Source organism: Enterobacter sp. J49 (assembly GCF_002148625.1).
Taxonomy (GTDB): Bacteria; Pseudomonadota; Gammaproteobacteria; order Enterobacterales; family Enterobacteriaceae; genus Enterobacter; species Enterobacter ludwigii.
Genome location: NZ_MWPY01000037.1, coordinates 1,047,669 through 1,069,165, shown reverse-complemented (window position 1 = coordinate 1,069,165; position 21,497 = coordinate 1,047,669). Strand labels below are relative to the sequence as shown.

General features: G+C 55.9%; 18 protein-coding genes. 6 read left to right on the top strand and 12 right to left on the bottom strand.

Features of this window, described 5'->3' with window-relative positions:
- Positions 1-169 precede the first annotated feature (169 nt).
- Entirely contained in the window at positions 170-2,284 is a 2,115-nt protein-coding gene (pqqU, locus tag BJP35_RS23450; protein WP_047744711.1) for a TonB-dependent receptor PqqU, read from the top strand.
- A gap of 133 nt (positions 2,285-2,417) precedes the next feature.
- Here pqqU and BJP35_RS23445 read toward each other — a convergent pair whose 3' ends face one another.
- The 3 genes from BJP35_RS23445 to BJP35_RS23435 all read right to left on the bottom strand — a co-directional run bounded on the left by BJP35_RS23445 (position 2,418) and on the right by BJP35_RS23435 (position 5,022).
- Positions 2,418-3,086 (bottom strand): GntR family transcriptional regulator, encoded by a 669-nt coding sequence (locus tag BJP35_RS23445; RefSeq protein WP_020884031.1) that lies wholly within the window; start codon positions 3,084-3,086, stop codon positions 2,418-2,420.
- Positions 3,087-3,340: 254 nt separating this feature from the next.
- Positions 3,341-4,381, bottom strand: coding sequence for an NADP-dependent oxidoreductase (locus BJP35_RS23440; RefSeq protein ID WP_025204117.1), 1,041 nt, complete (start codon positions 4,379-4,381; stop codon positions 3,341-3,343).
- A gap of 65 nt (positions 4,382-4,446) precedes the next feature.
- Positions 4,447-5,022, bottom strand: a complete 576-nt coding sequence (locus BJP35_RS23435) for a helix-turn-helix domain-containing protein (RefSeq protein WP_032670344.1) — start codon at positions 5,020-5,022, stop codon at positions 4,447-4,449.
- Between the two features lie 150 nt (positions 5,023-5,172).
- Between BJP35_RS23435 and BJP35_RS23430 the strand changes: the two genes are divergently transcribed.
- Both BJP35_RS23430 and BJP35_RS23425 read left to right on the top strand, forming a co-directional pair.
- Entirely contained in the window at positions 5,173-5,691 is a 519-nt protein-coding gene (locus BJP35_RS23430) for a GNAT family N-acetyltransferase (protein ID WP_020884028.1), read from the top strand.
- Positions 5,688-6,137 carry a DMT family transporter gene (locus tag BJP35_RS23425; protein WP_047744712.1) on the top strand — a complete coding sequence of 150 codons (450 nt, stop codon included), beginning with the start codon at positions 5,688-5,690 and terminating at the stop codon, positions 6,135-6,137. The genes BJP35_RS23430 and BJP35_RS23425 overlap by 4 nt, the downstream gene beginning before the upstream one ends.
- 14 nt (positions 6,138-6,151) lie before the next feature.
- Here BJP35_RS23425 and BJP35_RS23420 read toward each other — a convergent pair whose 3' ends face one another.
- The gene (locus tag BJP35_RS23420) at positions 6,152-6,385 is read right to left on the bottom strand and encodes a YdcY family protein (RefSeq protein ID WP_032680936.1); all 234 of its coding nucleotides are present in this window, start codon (positions 6,383-6,385) and stop codon (positions 6,152-6,154) included.
- Between the two features lie 51 nt (positions 6,386-6,436).
- The gene (locus tag BJP35_RS23415) at positions 6,437-8,035 is read right to left on the bottom strand and encodes an ABC transporter substrate-binding protein (RefSeq protein WP_025204114.1); all 1,599 of its coding nucleotides are present in this window, start codon (positions 8,033-8,035) and stop codon (positions 6,437-6,439) included.
- Between the two features lie 283 nt (positions 8,036-8,318).
- Between BJP35_RS23415 and BJP35_RS23410 the strand changes: the two genes are divergently transcribed.
- Genes BJP35_RS23410 through BJP35_RS23400 form a run of 3 tightly spaced genes read left to right on the top strand, consistent with a single transcriptional unit; the run spans position 8,319 to position 14,828 of the window.
- A complete protein-coding gene (locus tag BJP35_RS23410) occupies positions 8,319-9,671 on the top strand; it encodes an SrfA family protein (RefSeq protein ID WP_047744713.1) in 1,353 nt (450 codons plus the stop codon).
- A 4-nt stretch (positions 9,672-9,675) separates the two neighbouring features.
- Positions 9,676-12,657 (top strand): virulence factor SrfB, encoded by a 2,982-nt coding sequence (locus BJP35_RS23405; protein ID WP_047744714.1) that lies wholly within the window; start codon positions 9,676-9,678, stop codon positions 12,655-12,657.
- Positions 12,654-14,828, top strand: coding sequence for a virulence factor SrfC family protein (locus tag BJP35_RS23400; protein ID WP_086463583.1), 2,175 nt, complete (start codon positions 12,654-12,656; stop codon positions 14,826-14,828). The genes BJP35_RS23405 and BJP35_RS23400 overlap by 4 nt, the downstream gene beginning before the upstream one ends.
- 33 nt (positions 14,829-14,861) lie before the next feature.
- On the opposite strand, the gene BJP35_RS23395 is transcribed toward BJP35_RS23400, so the two are convergent.
- The 7 genes from BJP35_RS23395 to ydcS all read right to left on the bottom strand — a co-directional run bounded on the left by BJP35_RS23395 (position 14,862) and on the right by ydcS (position 21,401).
- Positions 14,862-15,620 (bottom strand): alpha/beta fold hydrolase, encoded by a 759-nt coding sequence (locus tag BJP35_RS23395; RefSeq protein ID WP_047744716.1) that lies wholly within the window; start codon positions 15,618-15,620, stop codon positions 14,862-14,864.
- Between the two features lie 86 nt (positions 15,621-15,706).
- The gene (locus BJP35_RS23390; RefSeq protein ID WP_032670341.1) at positions 15,707-15,880 is read right to left on the bottom strand and encodes a GhoT/OrtT family toxin; all 174 of its coding nucleotides are present in this window, start codon (positions 15,878-15,880) and stop codon (positions 15,707-15,709) included.
- A 155-nt stretch (positions 15,881-16,035) separates the two neighbouring features.
- On the bottom strand, positions 16,036-17,460 hold the full coding sequence (gene patD, locus BJP35_RS23385) for an aminobutyraldehyde dehydrogenase (RefSeq protein WP_047744717.1): 1,425 nt from the start codon (positions 17,458-17,460) through the stop codon (positions 16,036-16,038).
- A gap of 24 nt (positions 17,461-17,484) precedes the next feature.
- Complete coding sequence (locus BJP35_RS23380; RefSeq protein ID WP_047744718.1) at positions 17,485-18,291, bottom strand: ABC transporter permease; 807 nt, start codon at positions 18,289-18,291, stop codon at positions 17,485-17,487.
- On the bottom strand, positions 18,281-19,183 hold the full coding sequence (locus tag BJP35_RS23375) for an ABC transporter permease (protein WP_086463599.1): 903 nt from the start codon (positions 19,181-19,183) through the stop codon (positions 18,281-18,283). The genes BJP35_RS23380 and BJP35_RS23375 overlap by 11 nt, the downstream gene beginning before the upstream one ends.
- 43 nt (positions 19,184-19,226) lie before the next feature.
- On the bottom strand, positions 19,227-20,240 hold the full coding sequence (locus BJP35_RS23370) for an ABC transporter ATP-binding protein (protein WP_047744720.1): 1,014 nt from the start codon (positions 20,238-20,240) through the stop codon (positions 19,227-19,229).
- Positions 20,241-20,255: 15 nt separating this feature from the next.
- Positions 20,256-21,401 carry a putative ABC transporter substrate-binding protein YdcS gene (ydcS, locus tag BJP35_RS23365; RefSeq protein ID WP_020884016.1) on the bottom strand — a complete coding sequence of 382 codons (1,146 nt, stop codon included), beginning with the start codon at positions 21,399-21,401 and terminating at the stop codon, positions 20,256-20,258.
- Positions 21,402-21,497: the final 96 nt, after the last annotated feature.

The following is a 21,497-nucleotide window of genomic DNA, read 5'->3' as shown; positions in this document are numbered from 1 at the left end:
CTTGATAATGAGAATAGTAATCATTTATGAGTTAAATGTGGAGTTTTTCTTTCCTCCCCGGCCTTTCATTAACGCAATGTGCGGTTATAGTTTTCAAAAGATTTACAAAAGATTTAACATATATGGACATGTTCCATTTGGTACGTTTTTTCCATAACCGGTCTATTTCATGAAAATCATTTCTGCCCGTAAGGCAACGCTTCCACTGCTGCTGGTTCCTGTTATCTCTGCGCCTCTCACTGCGATGAGTGCCGATGAACAGACCATGATCGTCAGCGCCACGCCGCAAACCGTCTCGGAGCTCGATACCCCGGCGGCGGTCAGCGTCGTGAATGGCGATGATATGCGTCATTCTGCGCCACGCATTAACCTGTCTGAATCTCTTGGCAGCGTGCCGGGGCTGCAGATCCAGAACCGCCAGAATTACGCTCAGGATCTCCAGCTTTCGATGCGTGGGTTTGGTGCCCGCTCAACCTTCGGCGTGCGCGGTATCCGTATGTATGTCGACGGTATTCCGGCAACCATGCCGGATGGACAGGGACAAACCTCCAATATCGATCTCTCCAGCGTGGACAGCGTAGAAGTGCTGCGCGGCCCCTTCTCTGCCCTTTATGGCAACGCCTCTGGCGGCGTGATCAACATGACGACCCAGACCGGGCAGCAGCCGCCGACCATCGAGGCCAGCAGCTATTACGGCAGTTACGGTACCTGGCGCTATGGAATGAAAGCCACCGGCGCGATGGGTGACGGGACGCATGCCGGGGATGTGGATTACACCGTGTCCACTACCCGTTTCACGACCAAAGGTTATCGCGACCACAGCGGCGCGCGGAAGAATCTCGCCAACGCTAAACTGGGTGTTCGTATTGATGACGTGAGCAAGCTGACGCTGATTTTCAACAGCGTGGACATGAAAGCCAACGATCCGGGTGGACTGAGTGCCCAGGAGTGGCATGACAACCCTCGCCAGTCTCCGCGTGGCGATCAATACAATACGCGTAAGACCATCAAGCAGACCCAGGCTGGCCTGCGCTACGATCGTCAGCTCAGCACCCAGGACGATCTCAGCGTCATGATGTACGCCGGCGAACGTGAAATGACGCAGTACCAGTCAATTCCTTATCAGCCTCAGTTGAGACCTTCCCACTCCGGCGGCGTGATTGATATGCAGCGCCATTACCAGGGGATTGATACCCGCTGGACGCACCGTGGCGAACTGCTGGTTCCGGTCACCTTTACCACCGGTCTGAACTACGAAAACATGAGCGAAGATCGTCGCGGATACGAGAACTTCGTCATGAACAACGGCGTGCCGGAGTACGGCGTCAAGGGCGACAAACGCCGTAACGAACGTAACCTGATGTGGAACGTCGACCCGTACCTGCAAACCAGCTGGCAGTTAACGCAGAAACTCTCCGTGGATGCCGGCGTCCGTTACAGCTCGGTCTGGTTTGACTCCAACGACCATTACGTGACCCCGGGCAACGGAGACGACAGCGGTGACGCAAGCTATCACAAGTGGCTCCCGGCCGGTTCGGTGAAATATGCCGTGACCGATGCGTGGAATCTCTATGCTGCGGCAGGTCGCGGGTTTGAAACGCCAACCATCAATGAGCTCTCTTATCGTGCGGATAACCAGGGCGGCCTCAACATTGGCCTGAAACCTTCCACGAACAATACCTATGAAGTGGGCAGCAAAACCCGTATCGGTAATGGTCTGCTGACGGCAGCGCTGTTCCGCACCGATACGGATGATGAGATTGTCGTCGATGCCAGCGCTGGCGGTCGTACCAGCTACAAAAACGCCGGTAAAACCCGTCGTCAGGGGGTTGAAGTTTCCCTGGATCAGCAGTTTGCTGAGAACTGGAAGCTGAAAATGGCGTGGACCTATCTGGACGCCACCTATCGTACCAACGTGTGCAGCACCGGCGACTGTAACGGCAACCGTATGCCGGGCATTGCCCGCAACATGGGTTATGCCTCATTTGGCTGGCAGCCGGAAGAAGGCTGGTATGCGGGATCGGATGTGCGCTACATGAGCGATATCATGGCGGATGACGAGAACACGGCGAAAGCCCCGTCCTACACGGTGGTTGGGCTGAATACCGGGTATAAATTCAACTACGGTAACTGGGGAATGGACGTCTTTGGTCGCGTCGATAACCTGTTCGATAAAGAGTATGTCGGATCGGTTATCGTGAATGAATCCAACGGGCGTTATTACGAACCTGCACCGGGCCGTAACTACGGCGTAGGTCTGTCGGTCTCTTATCGCTTCGAGTAAGCAAAAAGCATTCTTTTTTGCTGAATATTATTTTTATAAATGGAATAACGCTCCTGATGGCAATAAGCCATCAGGAGTATTTAACCAGGAATATAATTCGCGGCAGGATATAGTCGCTCTGCTAAATAATCTCTCAGTTAAAATATTGTCGCTGTAAAAGCGTGTTCGCTTCGTCAATCAACGTCTCTATCGCCTTCTGACTGCCATCAACATCTCTTCGCTCAAGCGCGGACAGGAGCTCGGCGTAGTGATAAGTCGACACCTTGATGTCGTTAAGCTCCTGATGCAGATAGTTCATGCAAGGTCCAATACGCACCCATAGCTGCTCAATTAAGGCGCTGAGTGTCGGCATTTCCGCGTACTGATAAAGCGTAAACCGAAAGATGCGGTTAGCATGCAGCGCCTGCTGAACGTGCCCGTTGCGCATGGCTTCATGGAATGTCTCTGATAGCTTGCGCAACACCTCCAGCTTATTTTCCGTCATATGCTGACAGGCGGCAGCTACCGCCATAGGCTCAAGCTGTTTTCTGATGGCGTTAATCTCGTTATAACGCTCAAGCGTGACCTCAGGAACCAGAAACGCCTGGGCTGGCGTGGCGTGTAATGCCCCAGACGACACCAGACGCAAAAGCGCCTCGCGAACCGGGGTAATACTGGTTCCTAATTTATCAGCAATTTCTTTGGTAATCAGTCGAGCGCCAGGTTTCAGTGAGCCTGTAATTAACGCGCCTTTCAAACTGAGTTCGACTTGCATGGTAAGACTGATCCTTTGCGCTTTTTCTAAATGGTCCAAATCAAGCATGTTCAATTCCTGTAGCTAATACTTAATGCTATTTTTAAACGCCGTTTTTTATAAACGACGCTGTTCCGATATATCCTGTATCGTCATGCCTGGTGATGGGAAGTCTGTAAAAATGTCAAGAAATGCAAAATTTATTTTTTTTCGTTTTCGTGCTCATCTGAACGGAAGGCGCGAAAAGCCATGTCCAGTTAATTAAAGACAATATATCGTATCTTCACAAATAAATATGGCGGGAAAACCCCCCATATTTTAGATTATTTATTGTCACCCGCGACGCGAATCACGACTTTGCCGAAGTTTTTTCCTTCAAGAAGGCCAATCAGCGCATCAGGCGCATTCTCCAGGCCGTCTGTAACCTGCTCACGGTAGTGAATTTTGCCTTCCTGCACCCAGCGCCCCATCTCATCCTGGAACTCCTTGATGCGATGGCCGTAGTCCTGAGCGATGATAAACCCCTGCATACGAATCCGTTTCTTCAGAATCGTCGCCATCAATAACGGCAAACGATCCGGCCCTTCCGGCAGACCCGTCGCATTGTAACCGCTCACCAGACCACATACCGGTACGCGCGCCGAGGTGTTCAGTAAGGGCAACACGGCGTCAAAAACTTTCCCGCCGACGTTTTCATAATAGACATCAATCCCTTTCGGGCAGGCCTTTTCAAGCTGGGCCGCGAAGTCATCGGCATGGTGATCCAGGCACTGGTCAAACCCGAGCACCTCGACGGCATGGCGGCATTTTTCTGCACCACCGGCAACGCCGATCACCCGGCAACCTTTGATTTTACCGATCTGCCCGACTGTCGCACCAACCGGCCCCGTCGCCGCCGCAACCACCAGCGTTTCACCGGCTTTAGGCTGGCCGATGTCCAGTAGCCCCATATAGGCGGTAAACCCTGGCATACCCAGAATGCCCAGCGCCCACGAGGGGTGAGAAATATTATCGCCCAGTTTCACCAGGCCGCTGCCGTCTGAAATTTCATACTCCTGCCAGCCGCTGTAGCCCAGCACCCACTCACCCGGCGTATAGTCCGGATGGTTTGACTGCTCAACGCGACTGACCGTTCCCCCCACCATGACCGCCCCAATTTCCACTGGCGGTGAATAGGACGGTGCATCACTCATGCGGCCACGCATGTAAGGATCAAGCGACAGCCAGACCGTGCGCAGCAAAAGCTGTCCTGCCTGAGGTTCAGGAACAGGCTGCTCTTCCAGACGAAAATTCTCCGCGACCGGCGCACCGTGCGGACGAGAAGCCAGAACCCAGCGGCGATTTTGCGAAACAGATTGATTCATCAGGAACTCCTTCTGGTACAAATGTCATTAGAGCCTGGCTCATGATCGGCGTAAACGCTTTAACTTTACGAGCCAGACTGGTTAAGCCGCACAACCAGATAGATACAGGTTTCATTCGTCTCATTAATGAACCGGCAGTCGTTGGGCGGCCCCAGTTCCAGGCAATCACCGGCGTGCATTTCATGACGGGTATCGCCCTCCTGGAAAACCAGTTCGCCAGACTGCAGCCAGATAAGCTGGCGCGCCAGCGCATACGACGAGGCGGGCATAGGGACATCGCTTCCCGCCGGCAGCTCAACCTGAACAAGATCGATGGGCAGATCGGTGCGGGGTGAAACGTGGCGGCGGAGGTAGTGTGTCTGAGGGTCACGCCAGACGGGCTGGTTTTCCAGACGCAGCAGCTTTCCTTCCTGCATTTCGGCCCTGGCGATCAGCGTTGACATGCTGATGCCAAACGCGCCGGATAACCGCGCGAGCAAGGTCGCCGTCGGGCTGCTGTCCCCGCGCTCTATCTTGTGGATCATGGCGCGCGAGACGCCGGCCCGGTCAGCAAGCTCGCTTAATGACCATCCTCGCGACTCGCGTTCAAGGCGAATTCGCGCGCTAATCCTTTGATTCATTGTGTCTGTCATAGTATTCATGACGTCATACTATAGTGTATGAACGGCATTTCAACGCGGTTTTGATAACAAAAAAATCTGGCTTATGTCATAGCCATCCGTCTGTACAGTTGTGTAATATCGTACTCATAACGTAATACTATAGTGAACAACATACTCAGAGGTTCAAACATGATCGTTCGTCATGCCTGCAAAGAAGACTGCGCCGCTATTGGGGAGATTTACAACCACGCGGTGCTGCATACTGCCGCGATCTGGAATGATAAAACCGTCGATACGGATAACCGCATTGCCTGGTTTGAGGCGCGTGCCCTCGCAGGCTACCCGGTGCTGGTGAGTGAAGAGAATGGCGTTATCACCGGCTACGCCTCGTTTGGCGACTGGCGCGCCTTTGACGGTTTCCGGCATACGGTAGAGCATTCTGTCTACGTTCATCCGGATCATCAGGGGAAAGGTATTGGCCGCACGCTGATGAACGCGCTGATTATTGAAGCGCGGACCCTCGGCAAACACGTCATGGTGGCGGGCATTGAGGCGCAAAACCAGGCCTCTATTCATCTTCATGAAACGCTCGGTTTTGTGACCACCGGCCAGATGCCGCAGGTGGGCACCAAGTTTGGCCGCTGGCTGGATCTGACCTTTATGCAGTTGCAGCTTGATGAGCGCAGCGATCCGGACGCTATCTCATGAATCAGTCTCTGACGCTGGGTTTTCTGGTGGCGGCGGGAATTGGCCTGGTGGTGCAAAACACCTTAATGGTGCGCATCACTCAGTCCTCCTCGACCATTCTTATCGCGATGCTGCTGAATTCGCTGGTTGGCATTGTGCTGTTTGTCAGCATTCTGCTGCTAAAACAGGGCTTCGCCGGATTTAGCGAGCTGGCCTCAACGATCCGCTGGTGGACGTTGATCCCGGGGCTGTTAGGGTCGTTTTTTGTTTTTGCCAGTATCAGCGGCTATCAAAATGTTGGCGCAGCGACAACCATCGCCGTGCTGGTGGCAAGCCAGTTGATTGGCGGGCTGGTGATGGATGTACTCAGAAGCAATGGCATCCCCTTGCGCGCGCTGATTGGCCCGGTGTGCGGTGCCGTAATGCTGGTGGTCGGGGCGTGGCTGGTCGCGAGACGCCAGTTCTGACCCCCGGCTCACCGCTACAGTATCGTACCGCCTTTGGTCAGCAATTCCTGACGGGCGTCCATCTCTTCTTTATGTTGCTTACCGTGATGTGCAATCGCGGTACGCAGACGCTGCTGCTGACTGTAGCGATCTTCACGGCTTAACGCTGCGTCGTCGCTCAGTTCGATCAGCAGTTCATTCATTCGGCTAATTACTCCCGCTTCGATGGCGGTATCGACACGGGCGATAACTTCATTTAAATGTGACATTGTCACTCCTTGTCAGATGCCCGGCAGGCGCGGTGCCTGCCGGGAAAAATGTCAGTTCAGTTTCGCTTTGGAGAAATCGCTGCCCATCAGGCTCACGCTGTACCCCGTTACGTTGCTGCGGGTAGCGTAGAACGTTTTGCCGTTCGCCAGCGCAATCCACGGTGCCTGGGCATAGAAGATCTCCTGCGCCTGGCTGTAGAGTTTCGCACGCTCACCCGGGTTGCTGGTCAGTTTGGCTTTCTTGACCAGATCATCATACCCCTTATCGCACCAGCGCGCGGCGTTCGATCCGGTTTTGATGCTGTCGCATCCCAGCAGTACATCAGCAAAGTTATCCGGGTCGCCGTTATCGGACATCCAGCCAAACAGCGCGGAATCATGCTCCCCTTTACGCATACCGGAGAGATACTCGCCCCACTCGTAAGAGACAATTTTGGCCTTCACGCCGACTTTTGCCCAGTCGCTCTGGATCATCTCCGCAATACGCTTCGAGTTAGGGTTATACGGACGCTGCACAGGCATTGACCACAGCGTCACGTCCGCGCCCTTCTCCAGACCGGCCTGTTTCAACAAAGCTTTCGCTTTTTCAGGATCGTAGCTGTAGTCCTTCAGATCGTTATTAAAGCCCAGCATATTCGGCGGAATGGGTGATTTCGCCACCGTACCGGAACCCATAAAGACCGCATTCACGATGGCTTTTTTGTCCGTCGCATAGTTCAGGGCCTGACGCACCAGCACGTTATCAAACGGTTTTTTCTCGGTGTTGAACGCCAGATACCCCACGTTCAACGCCTCCACGGCATGCAGCTTCAGGTCTTTATTTTTGTTAATAACATCAAACTGAACCGGTGACGGCGCCGGAATGATCTGGCATTCGTTGGTCTGCAGCTTCGCCAGACGCGTTTCTACGTTTGGCGTGATGGAGAAAATAAGGTGTTTCGTCGGAACCGCACCTTCCCAGTAGTTCGGGTTAGCGACGTAGCGGATCAGCGAATCCACTTTGTACTGTTGCAGAACGTACGGCCCGGTACCAATCGGCCAGGTATCGACATTCTCAGGCGTCCCTTTTTTCAGCATCGCGTCAGCGTATTCAGCGGAAAGAATAGAGGCGAAATCCATCCCCCAGTCAGCAAGGAATGCGGCGTTTGGTTCGCTCAGCGTAAACTGCACGTGATAATCATCAACCTTTTTGACGTCCTGAATCAGCTTGTCCAGGCCTACATCATTAAAGTATTCGTAATTACCCTGCGAGACATTGTGATAAGGATGCTTAGGGTCTTTCTGACGCATGACGGAAAAAATAACGTCATCCGCATTAAAATCACGGGTCGGCTTGAAGTATTTATTGCTGTTGAACTTGACCCCTTTACGCAGCGTAAAGGTATAAGTCTTACCGTCCGGGGAAATTGTCCAGGACTCTGCCAGCGACGGTACCGGGGTGTTTTTCACCGGGTCGAAATTGATCAGGCGGTTATACAGGACCTGAGAGCTGGCCACGAATGACGGGCCTGAGCTGGCGATCTGCGGGTTGAAAGACTCCGGTGATGCTTCAGAGCAATAAATGATGGTGTCATTATTCGCCGCCCATGCGGCACCTGCTGGTAAGAGAGTGCTCAGCGCGAGGGCGAGCAGCGTTTTCCCTGTAGACATGGTTATAACCCTGGCAGTTTTATTATATTGGACTGTAATAACAGCACAGCCGCTATAACCTGGCAAATAACGAATCACTATCAGGTTATTCTAAAGCAACGTTTTCCGCTGGTTTTACAGCCAGTGCGCCAGAGGTTGATTTGCCTTAAGTGCCATTATTCGTCAAGCACAACCGCACCTTTCTATGCCACAAGAAATCGTCCCTTTTGGCGTCTCTTCCTCCGTTTGGTTGCTTCCCGATTTCGTTAAAGTAACGGTGTGAAGAAGTATATGGGATCAAATCGTGGCAAAAACTCTTTTACGCAGCGGTAATCTGGATGACTTTCAGGCCGTTGGCGGCGGCGGACAAGCCGTTTTTGAATCAGCGTTACAAATCCGGGAAGCGCTCCGGTTACGCAAACAACAGGCGATTGTCGACTGTCTGGCTATTCCGCAGGTCAATGATGGTGGCGACCGTGTCGACTGGTATTCGCCGGTCGACGGTTGTGTAACCAGCTGGAAAGCGGCGAACGAAGACGATCGTTATCGCGCCCTGCGCTATCTGGAAAATACGCTGGCCAGCGTTGAATCGCTGAGTAAGAAGTGCCTGCAGTCGCCAAAAACAGCGCAACAGCTTTTCGGCTCCCTGCTGTCGAAAGCATTTCAGTTTCCCGGCGAAAATTTCCTTTTCCTGGTTGATGGAAAGCCGGTCATAAGCTTCTGGGGGTTTGTAAACCTCAATGAGAATGCGCGTGACGACGTACTCGACTGTTTACGTGAATCGCTGATCCCTGAGCCAGCCCCGATTGTCATTGAAGACCCTGAACCCGAGCCGGAACCGACCCCAGTCCTGACCTTTGAACAGGCCGATGAGCCGCTGATCGCCCCGGCCACGGTGGTGCGCATCACGCCGGACGAACTGTATACGCCTGAACCTGCGCCGGTCATTGTGCCGCCTGTGGAAGAACCCGAGCCAGAGCCTGCGATCGTAGCCAAAAAACGCCGCGTTCCCCTGTGGACGCTTCCGGTTGCCGCCGTGATCGTTGCCGCGATTGCCACCCCGTTGCTGTGGCCAAAACAGGCCCCTTCTGCCGAGCCAGTGGCTGTCGTTGCCCCTGAACCTGTCGCCATTGCGCCAAAGCCGATTAAAGCCGTTGAGCCACTGCCGATGAAATTACCGCTGCATCAGGCAGAGGTGATCGCGAGCAAAGAAAAAGAGCCGGCACCCGTTGCCGCCCCAGCGCCTGCGCCGGTTGTGATTGCGGCGATCCCGAAAGACGCCATGGTCATGGAAGCAAACCAGGTGAAAGCGGGGTCGACGCGTTTTCTGAACGGAACATGGCGTGCGATCCTCGACGTGAAAGATCCGATTACCGGAAAACCACCGTCGCTGCGCTATCAGATCCAGAACAATAAAGGCTTCGCTCGTGTTGTTCACGGTGACAATGTTGTCTGCCGCGTGGAGGTTTTCTCCGGGCTGCACAGCAATGGCGAACTGATGATCAAGAGTCGCGGTAATGCCCGCTGCACAGACGGTTCACGCTACCCGATGCCGGAAGTTGCCTGCAAAGCAGGTACCAGCGATGTCGCTGAATGTAATGCCCGTTATGATGCCAAAACCGTCGTTCCACTGACGTTCAAGAAAGCAGGTGCCTGACCCTATGCTGGTAAATCTTTGCGACTATAAACAGAGCGTCACGCTTATTGCCAACAGCGGCGTGCAATTCCTCGATTTTGGCCTGACTCCGCAGGACACCGCCAGCAACGGGCGCTTCGTACGTAAAACCGCCAACGGTCCGCTTCTGCGTCTCGATTTCGATCTCGTCAACGGGCGTTACACGCTGCCGGGATTGAACGGCGGACAGCCTGAAGTGGTGAAACCGGAAACCACGATCCCACTGCATCAGTCCCTGACGGTGCTGGATGGCGTCTGGCTCCCCATTCCCTTCCTGCGCTTCAATCCGCCACGTACCTTTGTTGACGGGCCGGATAACTGGGCGCGCGTCCAGGTGCGTAAACTTGAAACGCCTGATGCGGCAGGCAATACGCACCGCGTCACGCTCGCTCTCGACAGCCAGATTGCAGAGCATGCTACTGCCGCGCTGTCCCCGGTTGAAAATGACATTCTCAACGGCACCCGTTTCGGACTGGCGTGGCGAGATGATGAGGTGGAAAGCTTCCTCGACCAGACCTGGATTGACGGCTGGCTGCGCGAGGCGTTTACCCACTATGCGACCGACGTTGAAAACCGCGCGGAACGCGACCTGCAGCAGGCAATGCGCAGCTTTGAGTACCAGGCACACTGGCTCAACCTGCTGTCCATGCTCGGTGAACAGCTTACCGTGCCGGAAGTGAAATTTGTCACCCATACCCTCAGTACGCCGGCTATTCCGGTCGACCTGATCCTCGACGTCGGGAATACCCATACCTGCGGCGTTATTATTGAAGATCACGGTGATGCGAACGACGGTCTGCGCCAGACGGCTGAACTGCAGGTGCGCTCGTTAAGCGAGCCACAGTTCCTCAATGAGCCGTTGTTTACCAGTCGTCTGGAGTTTTCAGAAGCGCGTTTTGGCAAGCAGCACTTCTCGGTGGAAAGTGGGCGTGAAGATGCCTTTGTCTGGCCGTCTATTGTCCGCGTGGGCGATGAAGCCCGCAAACTGGCTACGCGCCGTCTGGGCACGGAAGGTAACAGCGGTATCTCCAGCCCGCGTCGCTACCTGTGGGATGAAACCCCGGTGGTCCAGGACTGGCGCTTTAGCCAGATGAACAGCAAGACCCAGCGCGAACCGCTGGCGACCGCCTTCCCGCTGATGAACCTGATGAACGATGACGGTGAACCACTCTTTACGCTGCCGCAGGACGAGCGACTGCCGGTCTTCTCTCCGCAGTACAGCCGCAGCACGCTGATGACGCATATGCTGTGCGAACTGCTGGCACAGGCGCTGGGGCAGATCAACAGCGTTGCCACGCGCCTGCGTCTGGGCTTTCCGGCCTCACCACGCCAGCTGCGTACGCTGATCCTGACCCTGCCCTCGGCGATGCCGAAGCAGGAACGCGAGATCTTCCGTCGCCGCATGTTCGAGGCGATCGCTATCGTCTGGAAAGCGATGGGCTGGCACCCGCAGGACGACGATTTTGCCACCCGTAAGCACCAGGAAAAAAGCGTGGTGCCGGTACCTGCAATCCAGATGGAGTGGGACGAGGCCAGCTGTGGTCAACTGGTGTGGCTATACAACGAAGCGATCTCACATTTTGGTGGTCAGACGGAAGCGTTCTTCGCCTCCCTCGCCCGCCCGGATCGTGAACCTGAACCGGGCGTTCAGCCGGGGCGCTCGCTGCGTGTCGCCTCTATCGACATTGGCGGTGGCACAACCGACATGGCGATCACCCATTATCAGCTGGATGACGGCTCCGGTAACAACGTCAAAATCACGCCGCAGCTGCTGTTCCGCGAAGGGTTTAAAGTGGCCGGCGACGACACCCTGCTGGACGTCATCCAGCGCTATGTGTTACCCGCCCTGCAAACCCAGCTGCAGAAGTCCGGCATCGCCGATGCCTCTCTGCTGATGGCCTCGCTGTTTGGTGACTCAGGACGCATCGATACCCAGGCGGTATTGCGCCAGCAAACGGCGCTTCAGCTCTTTATGCCGATTGGTCACGCCATCCTTGCCGCGTGGGAATCCAGCGACATCGACGATCCGCTGGCAGGCTTGCATGCCACCTTTGGCGATCTGCTGTCGCAGAAACCGACCCGCAACGTGATGAATTATCTGCAACAGGCCGTCGATCATGCCTTGCCGGCAGGTTCAGAAGCCTTCGATCTGTTTGCCGTTCCGCTGCACGTAAATTTCCGTGAAATGCAGGATGCGATGCTGGCAGGCCAATTCACGCTGGCGTCACCTCTGCATGCGGTGTGCGAGGCCATTTCACACTACAGCTGCGATATTCTGCTGATCACGGGGCGTCCGGGCTGCCTGCCTGGCGTTCAGGCGCTTATTCGCCACCTGCAGCCGGTGCCGGTTAATCGCATCGTCTGGCTGGATAAATACCAGGTTCATGAATGGTACCCGTTCAGCCAGCAAGGACGCATTGGTAATCCAAAATCGACAGCCGCCGTCGGCGCGATGCTTTGCAGCCTGGCGCTTGACCTGCGACTGCCGCGCTTTAACTTTAAAGCCGCGGATATCGGTGCATATTCAACGGTTCGCTATCTGGGCGTCCTGGATAACACCATAAACACCCTGCGTGAAGAAAACGTCTGGTATCAGGATATCGACCTGGATAAACCGGGTGCGAAACTCGACGCTCGTCTGCACTTCCCGCTGCGCGGAAATGTGACGCTCGGTTTCCGCCAGCTGGCGAACGCGCGCTGGCCGGCAACGCCGCTCTATACGCTTAGCATCAACTCGGCCGAACTGGCCAAAGCGATTGCGGGTGACGGCGTGCTGAACGTGCGGCTCAAACTTTGTGGCGGCAATAAGCATGAAGGGCCTGAATCCTTCGCGCTGAGCGATGCCTGGTTGCAGGACGGGACGCCGGTTCCGCCTGATGCTTTAACCTTCAAACTGAATACTCTGGCCGATCGCCGTCATAGCGGCAGCCACTACTGGATCGACAGCGGGAGCGTATACCTGAAATGACTGCGACGATGACCACCACTCAGGCCTTAATCGGGTGGATAAATGAGACGCGCCTGAACGCCCCTGTGCTGGATAACGAGGCCGATGCCCTTCTTGCGCGCATCAACGCGACGCAGGCACGGGAGCAGGCCATTGACGGCGCCCTGTCCCGCCCGGGCAGTATTGGACTTTACGGTCATTCTCAGAGTGCTAAAGCGCATCTGCTTTTATCGCTGTGCGGCAGCGGTAATGGCCGCCTGAACGTTACGCCAGGCCAGCGTACATTTGACTATTTTTCGCACATTAATCCGGGACATGCCCTGACCAACATGGCCGTGCGGTTCACCCGCGGAAATGCAGAGGTGGTGGATGAGGCGTTCCCGCTGCGCCTGAGCCTGGTGACAGAGGCAGAGCTGGTTCAGCTGTTTATCGCCCGCACCACGCTGCAGCCGGACATCCGCGCCGTGGATAAAGCGGTCATTGAGACGCGCCTGGAGAAGTGGCGTGGCCTGCGCCAGCCGCAGGGCGTTCCTGGTATTACGGCTCAGGACGTGGGTGCCATCGCCCGCTTCTGGCAAAGCTCAGTACCTGCCGCGAAACAGCAAATTGATGATGCCCTGTGGCATCAGTTTGCACAGCTGGTCCCTTCGCTCGATCTCAGCACGCGAGCCAGCGTCTGGTCGCTGCTGTGGGGTGAGCAACAGGAGTTGACCCAGCAGTGGTTAAAGCTCGCTCATGTCCTGCATCAGACCAGCCATGCCGGAGCACTCGCCGCCCCGCTCAGCCTGCTGGTCGATAACTTCGGGCTGCCGGGCGAAGGGTTCCTGACTCACGGCACATTTACCCTTCCGGAGGCCCAGGAGACGCTGCTTCATCCGCTGAACAACGGCGAGATGCTTAACGCCATCAGTATCCCTGTCGATACGCTCGCCTTCCTGACGCGTGAGCTGGTCTTGCCGGTCGAAAGCAGCGCCCTGGATAATGTCGATATTATTGATATTCCGGTCTTTTCAGATAACAGCGCCGATGCACTGAATCAGGCTAAATGCCAGTGGTTGCTGGAGCATTATCGCCAGCAGCTGCAGCCGGACGTGCTTGTTATCTGCAATGCGACAGCCCAGCACGAGCAAACGGCTAAAAAAGCCCGGGTGCTGATGAACTGGGTCAAAGAGACCCAGCCCGTTGAAGAATCCGCCCTGCCGGGGCTGGTGTGGGCGATTACGCCTCACGACGCACGTTTTACCACCCGTCAGAACCTTGATGAAACGGTCCAGCACCTGTTGGGCAAACCGGGTGTGCGCTGGGGGACACTGCAGGCGCTGGACAGCCACAGCATGCAGCGCGTGATCGAGTGGTTGTCTCAGGCCACGTTACCCGCTCAGCGGCAGAAGCGTCTTAGCACGCTGAAAGCAATGCTGCGCCAGGAACTCTCGGCCCTGATGAAGGGGTATCTGGCACCGCTGGTTGAGGAACCCGGCGCCAGACGAACTCAGGCCGAAAACATGGTGCGCGTTCTGCAAAGCTCCGCCGCCCGCCACGGTGAACTGCTTGAAGGTCTTCTGCCGCCGCTTAAAGCCTTTGAAACCCTGCTGGCCGTTCAGCAGCCCCGCGAGGAGCAGGTGAACGGACTGTTTACGGATACCATTGACCTGTTTGCCGAGCATGCCCAGGAGAACGCCAGTCCATTCCAGACCAAAGACAAAGCTCGCCTGGCACATAAAGTCTGGGTAAACCATCTGCGCCAGTGGAGCCGCAACGATGCCACTGCCGCGCGCCTTGGGCTGGAACCCGCTGTTTTGCAGCAAATTGCCGACGTTCTGGTGGTGGCCAGCTACCGACTGAACCTGCCACAGCAGTTGCAGAACATCGTTGAAACCGACAAGAGCAGCGCTGCTCAACTGCATGCCGTGATGGGCAACTTCATTGGCTGGCTGGGCTACGATCGGACACCCGCAGAGGCACGCCCGGCGAGCCGCATCTGTAAAGGCCAGGCAATCTTTGTCACGCCGGTGGTCAACAGTACAGCGCCGCGCCTGACGCGTCTGGGAGAACAACCCGTACATGCGGCAACGGTGTATGTCTATGACTGGCTGGTCGCCCTCTATAGCCGGGCAATAGAGAACATCGATTTCCACCACCCGCACGATGTACAGCCTGCCGCACGCCAGGCCTTACAAGCCCTGTTACGTTAGCGCTCCTGGCCCGCAGAGATGCGGGCTATCCTTTCAGGTCGTGGTCATACACTCTGCTAACGTCTGCGCCAGTGCCGACGGATTTTCCCATGACATGGAGTGTCCGGCCGCTGGGATGATTTTCACCTCAACGCCCCGCTTTTGCAGAGAGTCCACATCATCATCAGGTAGAGACCACTCGCCGAAAATCAACGTCACCGGACAGCGCAGAGACAAAAACTGAACCTCCCATTCCGGCTCTACCCCTTCCACCAGGCTGGACGCGCCACGCCACACGGCATACGGCGCATTGCTTTGCAGACTGCCCGCCCAGGGTGAGGTTTCTGCACTGAGCAGCGCATCATACCCCTGCTCCAGGAACTGTTGTTCCGTCTGTGCAGCAATAGAGCGGCTGAACATGCCACCCCCGGCGTGAAAATTGGGTTCCGACACCATCAACCCTTTTACGCGTGGCGCCATCAGTCCTGCTGCCTCGATAGCAATGCTGCCACCCATACTATGACCATATAGCCAGAAACTATCGAGTTTGAGATGGTCCAACAGTTCAGCCACCACTCGCGCCTGCTCGCTGGTGCGATAACGATACTGCACGGGTTTGTCGCTGTAACCGCTGCCGGGGAGATCGATAAGAATGGCTCTGCGCGCACCAAACCGGGCGTCAGAAACGATACGAGGATATTCATAAGAAGAGGCGCAGCCTAACCCGTGAATAAATACCACAGGATCGCCAGAGCCGGGAAGATCGTGCCAGCGCACAACGCAGCCGGCCTGCTGCGAGTAAAAACTGTTCATAAGCACTCCTTTAACGATTCACTGTGTATTTATACAGTCTTCGTATCTGGAATGCTATGTTCATCTTTTAAAACGGGAAGCGTGCTTCAGAAAAGCGAGATCAACAGCGCAACGGGAAAGCTCATTGGCCAGGTTGACCCCACCAGAAAAGCACTGAGCAGTCGGATACGTTTGCGGTCTTTAGAGAGGAACCAGGTAATTAATGCACAGACAGAAGCCATGATTGCGTAAAAAACCAACATCTTTTGATACAACGTCATTCTGTTTACCAGAGCCGAAAAAATAACCGCACGCAATATGCGTCATATGTTGATACAGATCAAGTTTTTTCGTTACAGAATAACCATCTGAATAATATGGGATATGTACTGCAGGCAGAGAATGCCCGGCGCTGAATGCGACCGGGCATGGGGGCTTAGAGCTTTATCATCACGTGGCGAACAACGGTATAATCTTCAAGGCCGTACACCGACATATCTTTGCCGTAGCCGGATAACTTCATCCCGCCGTGCGGCATTTCGCTCACCAGCATAAAATGGGTATTAACCCAGGTGCAGCCGTACTGCAGACGCGCGCTCATCCGGTGGGCACGCCCTACATCGCGGGTCCAGACCGATGATGCCAGGCCGTACTGCGAATCGTTCGCCCATGCCAGCACCTGCGCTTCGTCATCAAACTCGGTGACACTTACAACCGGGCCAAACACTTCACGCTGAACGATAGCATCGTCCTGTTTTGCCCCTGCCAGAAGGGTTGGCTGGAAATAGTAGCCTGCCCCCTCTTTTTTGCTGCCGCCGGTCACCACGCGAATATGGCTCAGGGCTTTAGCCTCATCAACCGCCTTACAGACGCGTGAAAGATGGGCTTCGGAACTGAGCGGACCCAGCTCGGTGGTTTCCTCCTCCGGCGCACCCATTTTCAGGCTCGCCACCGCGGCACCCAGTTTTTCCACCAGCGCGGCATAAACGGCTTTCTGCGCATAAATACGGCAGGCTGCCGTACAATCCTGCCCGGCATTGTAGAAACCGAAAGTACGTACCCCTTCAACAACCGCATCAAGATCGGCGTCGTCGAAAACGATAACCGGGGCTTTGCCGCCCAGCTCCATATGGGTGCGTTTAATCGAGGACGCCGTATGTCCAATAATATGTTCGCCGGTGGCAATAGAACCGGTGAGCGACACCATACGCACCTTTTCGTGGCCGGTCAGCGGATCGCCGACCGTTTTTCCGCGGCCAAACAGAACGTTCAGAACGCCTGCCGGGAAGATGTCTTTCGCCAGTTCCGCCAGCTTGAGGGCCGTCAGTGGGGTAATCTCCGAAGGTTTGATCACCACACAGTTACCCGCGGCCAGCGCGGGTGCCAGCTTCCATGCCGCCATCATCAGCGGATAGTTCCATGGCGCAATGGAGGCGACCACGCCCACCGGATCGCGGCGTATCATCGATGTGTGACCGTCAAGATATTCGCCGGCGGCCAGCCCGTTCAGGCAGCGGGCGGCGCCGGCAAAGAAGCGGAAAACGTCGACCACAGCCGGAATTTCATCTCCCAACGCACAGTGCAGCGGCTTACCGCAATTGAGCGATTCGAGACGGGCAAATTCTTCGCCGTGGGCTTCAATCACGTCAGCCAGCTTCAGCAGACACTCGGCACGCGTTTTAGGCGTGGTTTGTCCCCATTCAATGAATGCGCGATCGGCGGCCTGGACCGCCGCGTCGACCTGCGCTGCTGACGCTTCAGCAATCTCCAGAAGTACCTCTCCGGTGGCAGGGTTATAGACCGGCTGTTTTTCCCCGTCCCCGGCGACCAGTTCACCATTTATCAGCAGTTGTGTTTGCATAGCATTGTCCTGTTGAAATCAATGTTATTTCCCGCTTCCGGCACTGTTTTCGCCGTCGCGGGTTAGCCACCAGGCTCCCAGAATGGGTAGGGTTGTGACCAGCATCACCAGCAGTGCAACGACGTTGGTGACCGGCACGTCGCGCGGACGCCCGAGCTGATTAAGCAACCACAGCGGTAACGTGCGCTCGTGTCCCGCGGTAAATGTTGTGACGATGATTTCGTCAAACGAGAGTGCAAACGCCAGCATCCCCCCGGCCAGCAACGCCGAACCGAGATTCGGCAGGACCACGTAACGGAAGGTTTGCCAGCCGTCGGCCCCCAAATCCATTGACGCCTCGACCAGACTCCAGGAGGTGCGTCTGAAACGGGCAATCACGTTGTTAAACACCACCACCACGCAGAACGTGGCGTGACCGACCACGATGGTGAAAAAACCCGGCTCAAGGTCAATGGTTTTAAATGCCGTCAACAGCGCCAGACCGGTGATAATCCCCGGTAACGCAATCGGCAACAGCAGCAACAGCGCGATCGCATTTTTGCCAAAAAACGCGCTTCGCCACAGCGCTGCTGCAGCAAGCGTGCCAAGCACAAGCGCGATAGCCGTCGACAGCGCAGCGATTTGAAGTGACAACGTCACTGATTCAATGATGTCGCCACGCCCCGCTGCCACGGTGAACCACTTCAAGGTCAACCCCTGCGGCGGAAAACTGAACGCGGCGTCTTCGGTGTTAAAGGCGTAGGTCGCAATAATCAGCAGCGGGAAATGAAGGAAGATAACGCCTCCCCAGGCTGCCACTTTCAGGAACAACGGTGCGCGTTCAGAGTGCATCGAATGCTCCCAGACGTTTCACGAACGCCAGATAAAGTGAGATGAGGACAATTGGCACCAGGGTGAAGGCCGCGGCCATGGGTATATTGCCGATAGCGCCCTGCTGGGAATAGACCATATTGCCAATAAAGTACCCCGGCGGCCCCACCAGCTGTGGAACAATGAAATCGCCCAGCGTCAGGGAAAAAGTGAAGATTGACCCTGCGGCAATGCCAGGGATTGCCAGCGGCAAAACGACGTAACGAAAAGTCTGGCGTGGGCGCGCGCCGAGATCGGCTGAAGCCTGCAGTAACGACGCGGGCAGCCGCTCCAGCGCCGCCTGTACCGGCAGGATCATAAACGGCAGCCAGATATAGACGAACACCAGAAAACGCCCCAGCCCGGAGGTGGAAAGCGTGTTTCCGCCAATGGCCGGTAGCGTAAGGATTGCGGTCAGGATCGGCTCCAGCCCCAGGTGGCTCAGAAACCACTGCGCTACCCCGTCTTTCGCCAGCAGCAGCGTCCAGGCATAGGCTTTAACAATATAGCTGGCCCACATTGGCAGCATCACGGCGATATAGAAGAACGCCTTCCACTTGCCGCGGGTGTAACGTGCCATGTACCAGGCCATCGGAAACGCGAGGATAGCGCTGGCGATGGTCACCGCAATGGCCATCACCAGCGTACGCAGAATGATGTCATAGTTTGCCGGATTAAAAAGCGCCAGGATATTGGCAAACGTCAGGTCCGGCGTGACCGCCATGGTGAAATCGTCAAAGGTATAAAACCCTTGCCATAAAAGCGTGAGAAGCGATCCCAGATAAACGATGCCAAACCACATTAGCGGCGCGAGCAGCAGCAGGAACAGCCCAAGCGATGGCTTACGCCAGAACAGTGCGGTAAGGCGGCTCATGCGGCTACGGTGGGCGGGAGGCGGCGCGACATGCGTGTTCATGTCACCTCTCCTCTTGCAGGCGAACCATGGCATCACGTGACCACGACGCCATCACCGCCTGTCCCGGCGTCACGCCGCTCAGCGTTGCGGCATCGCTAAAATTGGCCTGGCTGACCAGCAGTTTTGCACCGTCAGCGAGTTTTAGCTCAAGACGCGTTGCCGCCCCCTGATACTGTACTGCCTGCACCACGCCCTCAACCTGAACCTCACCGCTCTCATTGAGGCGAATATGTTCCGGCCGTAAAGAATAGATGCCTTCCATCCCGCACACGTTGTGTGCCATACCGGCGTCAAACACGTTTGAGGTCCCGACAAAGCTCGCCACGAATGGCGTTCCTGGACGCATATAGAGATCGCGCGGGGTGTCGACTTGCTCAATGCGGCCATTATTGAAAACCGCGACCCGGTCAGACATCGACAGGGCTTCCCCCTGATCGTGAGTGACGAAAATAAAGGTGATGCCGAGCTCCTGCTGCAGCTTTTTCAGCTCGAACTGCATCTGCTCACGCAGTTTAAGATCGAGCGCGCCGAGCGGTTCATCCAGCAGCAATACCCGGGGTGCATTGACCAGCGCCCGCGCGATGGCGACACGCTGACGTTGCCCGCCGGAAAGCTGCGAAGGCTTACGCGTGACAGCAAAGCTTAGCCCCACTTTTTCCAGCGCTTGACGCGCCTGCGCATGCCGCGTTTTCTTGTCGATACCTTTGACCATGAGTCCGTACGCGACGTTATCGAGGATCGACATATGCGGGAACAACGCATAATCCTGGAACACGGTATTCACATCGCGTTCCCATGGGGGAAGTGCGCTCGCCTCTTTACCGAAGATTTTGATTGCGCCGCCTGACAGTTGCTCAAAACCGGCTATCAGACGCAGGCAGGTAGTTTTGCCGGAGCCCGAAGGCCCCAGCATGGAGAAAAACTCTCCGTCATGAATAGCAATGGTGACCCCATCCACCGCCCGCACGTCACCGTACAGACGGGAAACGTCATTAAACTCTACTGCGTACGTCATGTTCTGCTCCTGCGATTAACGGCCGCCCATGATGGCGATGTAATCCTGTGTCCAGCGGCTGTAAGGAACGAATTTGCCGCCTTCTGCAATCGGGGTTTTCCAGAACATGATTTTGTCGAAATAGTTGTAGCCGTTCGTTTCGCAGCCTTTATCGCCGAGCAATGTGCTGGCTTTACACCCTTCCGGTACCACGGGCAGCGAGCCAAACCAGGCCGCCAGATCGCCCTGCACTTTAGGCGTCAGCGACCAGTTCATCCATTTGTAGGCGCACATCGGGTGCTTGGCCTGCGCGTGCAGCATGGTGGTGTCCGCCCAGCCGGTTACCCCTTCTTTCGGGAAAACAGTGGCGACAGGCTGGTTCTCCGCTTTCAGGGCATTGGCCTGATAGGGCCAGGCGCTGGAGGCCACTACGCCTTCATTTTTAAAGTCGCTCATCTGAACGGTGGTGTCATGCCAGTAGCGGTGGATCAGCGCATGCTGGTCACGCAATACCTTCAGTACGGCGGCATACTGTTTTTCTGTTAGCTGGTACGGGTCGGTGATACCCAGCTGCGGCTGCGTGGCTTTGACAAACAGCGCCGCATCGGCGATGTAAATCGGGCCATCATAGGCCTGCACGCGGCCCTGATTGGTTTTACCGTCAGGTAAATTCTGTTTCGTAAAGACGACGCTCCAGCTGTCCGGCGGCGTCGGGAACGTTTTGCTGTTGTACATCAGCAGGTTTGGCCCCCACTGATACGGCGTGCCGTAGACGTTGCCGCCGACGTTAAACCATTCACCTTTGACGATCCGCGGGTCGAGAGTTTTCCAGTTTGGGATAAGGTCCGGGTTAATCGGCTGAACGCGTTTCCCCATGATCAGGCGCAGTGAGGCATCGCCCGAGGCAGTGACCAGATCGTATCCTCCTTTAGCCATCAGGCTAACCATTTCATCCGAGGTGGCCGCGGTTTTAACGTTCACCGCGCAGCCGGTCTCTTTTTCGAACTGCGTGACCCAGTCATAATTTTTATCGGTTTGTCCCCGTTCGATGTACCCGGGCCAGGCAATAATATCCAGTCGTCCTTCCCCGTCGCCGATAGCCTTCGGTGGCTCTGCGGCGTGCGCTGTCATGAGGGTCATGCCGAGCGCGCACAGGCTGCTGCGGGCAAATTTTTTGCTCATAAGAATTACTCCTGTCGCAATGAAATTTAGCGGCAGCCGTGCCGTAAAAATATCTCCCTTATTAAACGTAGACCGCGCAAATGCGCCGCACCGTGC

Bases quoted from the DNA above. Each gene is read 5' to 3' on its own strand.
- pqqU (WP_047744711.1), top strand. From the start codon at position 170: ATGAAAATCATTTCTGCCCGTAAGGCAACGCTTCCACTGCTGCTGGTT.
- BJP35_RS23445 (WP_020884031.1), bottom strand. From the start codon at position 3,086: ATGCTTGATTTGGACCATTTAGAAAAAGCGCAAAGGATCAGTCTTACC.
- BJP35_RS23440 (WP_025204117.1), bottom strand. From the start codon at position 4,381: ATGAATCAATCTGTTTCGCAAAATCGCCGCTGGGTTCTGGCTTCTCGT.
- BJP35_RS23435 (WP_032670344.1), bottom strand. From the start codon at position 5,022: ATGAATACTATGACAGACACAATGAATCAAAGGATTAGCGCGCGAATT.
- BJP35_RS23430 (WP_020884028.1), top strand. From the start codon at position 5,173: ATGATCGTTCGTCATGCCTGCAAAGAAGACTGCGCCGCTATTGGGGAG.
- BJP35_RS23425 (WP_047744712.1), top strand. From the start codon at position 5,688: ATGAATCAGTCTCTGACGCTGGGTTTTCTGGTGGCGGCGGGAATTGGC.
- BJP35_RS23420 (WP_032680936.1), bottom strand. From the start codon at position 6,385: ATGTCACATTTAAATGAAGTTATCGCCCGTGTCGATACCGCCATCGAA.
- BJP35_RS23415 (WP_025204114.1), bottom strand. From the start codon at position 8,035: ATGTCTACAGGGAAAACGCTGCTCGCCCTCGCGCTGAGCACTCTCTTA.
- BJP35_RS23405 (WP_047744714.1), top strand. From the start codon at position 9,676: ATGCTGGTAAATCTTTGCGACTATAAACAGAGCGTCACGCTTATTGCC.
- BJP35_RS23400 (WP_086463583.1), top strand. From the start codon at position 12,654: ATGACTGCGACGATGACCACCACTCAGGCCTTAATCGGGTGGATAAAT.
- BJP35_RS23395 (WP_047744716.1), bottom strand. From the start codon at position 15,620: ATGAACAGTTTTTACTCGCAGCAGGCCGGCTGCGTTGTGCGCTGGCAC.
- BJP35_RS23390 (WP_032670341.1), bottom strand. From the start codon at position 15,880: ATGACGTTGTATCAAAAGATGTTGGTTTTTTACGCAATCATGGCTTCT.
- patD (WP_047744717.1), bottom strand. From the start codon at position 17,460: ATGCAAACACAACTGCTGATAAATGGTGAACTGGTCGCCGGGGACGGG.
- BJP35_RS23380 (WP_047744718.1), bottom strand. From the start codon at position 18,291: ATGCACTCTGAACGCGCACCGTTGTTCCTGAAAGTGGCAGCCTGGGGA.
- BJP35_RS23375 (WP_086463599.1), bottom strand. From the start codon at position 19,183: ATGAGCCGCCTTACCGCACTGTTCTGGCGTAAGCCATCGCTTGGGCTG.
- BJP35_RS23370 (WP_047744720.1), bottom strand. From the start codon at position 20,240: ATGACGTACGCAGTAGAGTTTAATGACGTTTCCCGTCTGTACGGTGAC.
- ydcS (WP_020884016.1), bottom strand. From the start codon at position 21,401: ATGAGCAAAAAATTTGCCCGCAGCAGCCTGTGCGCGCTCGGCATGACC.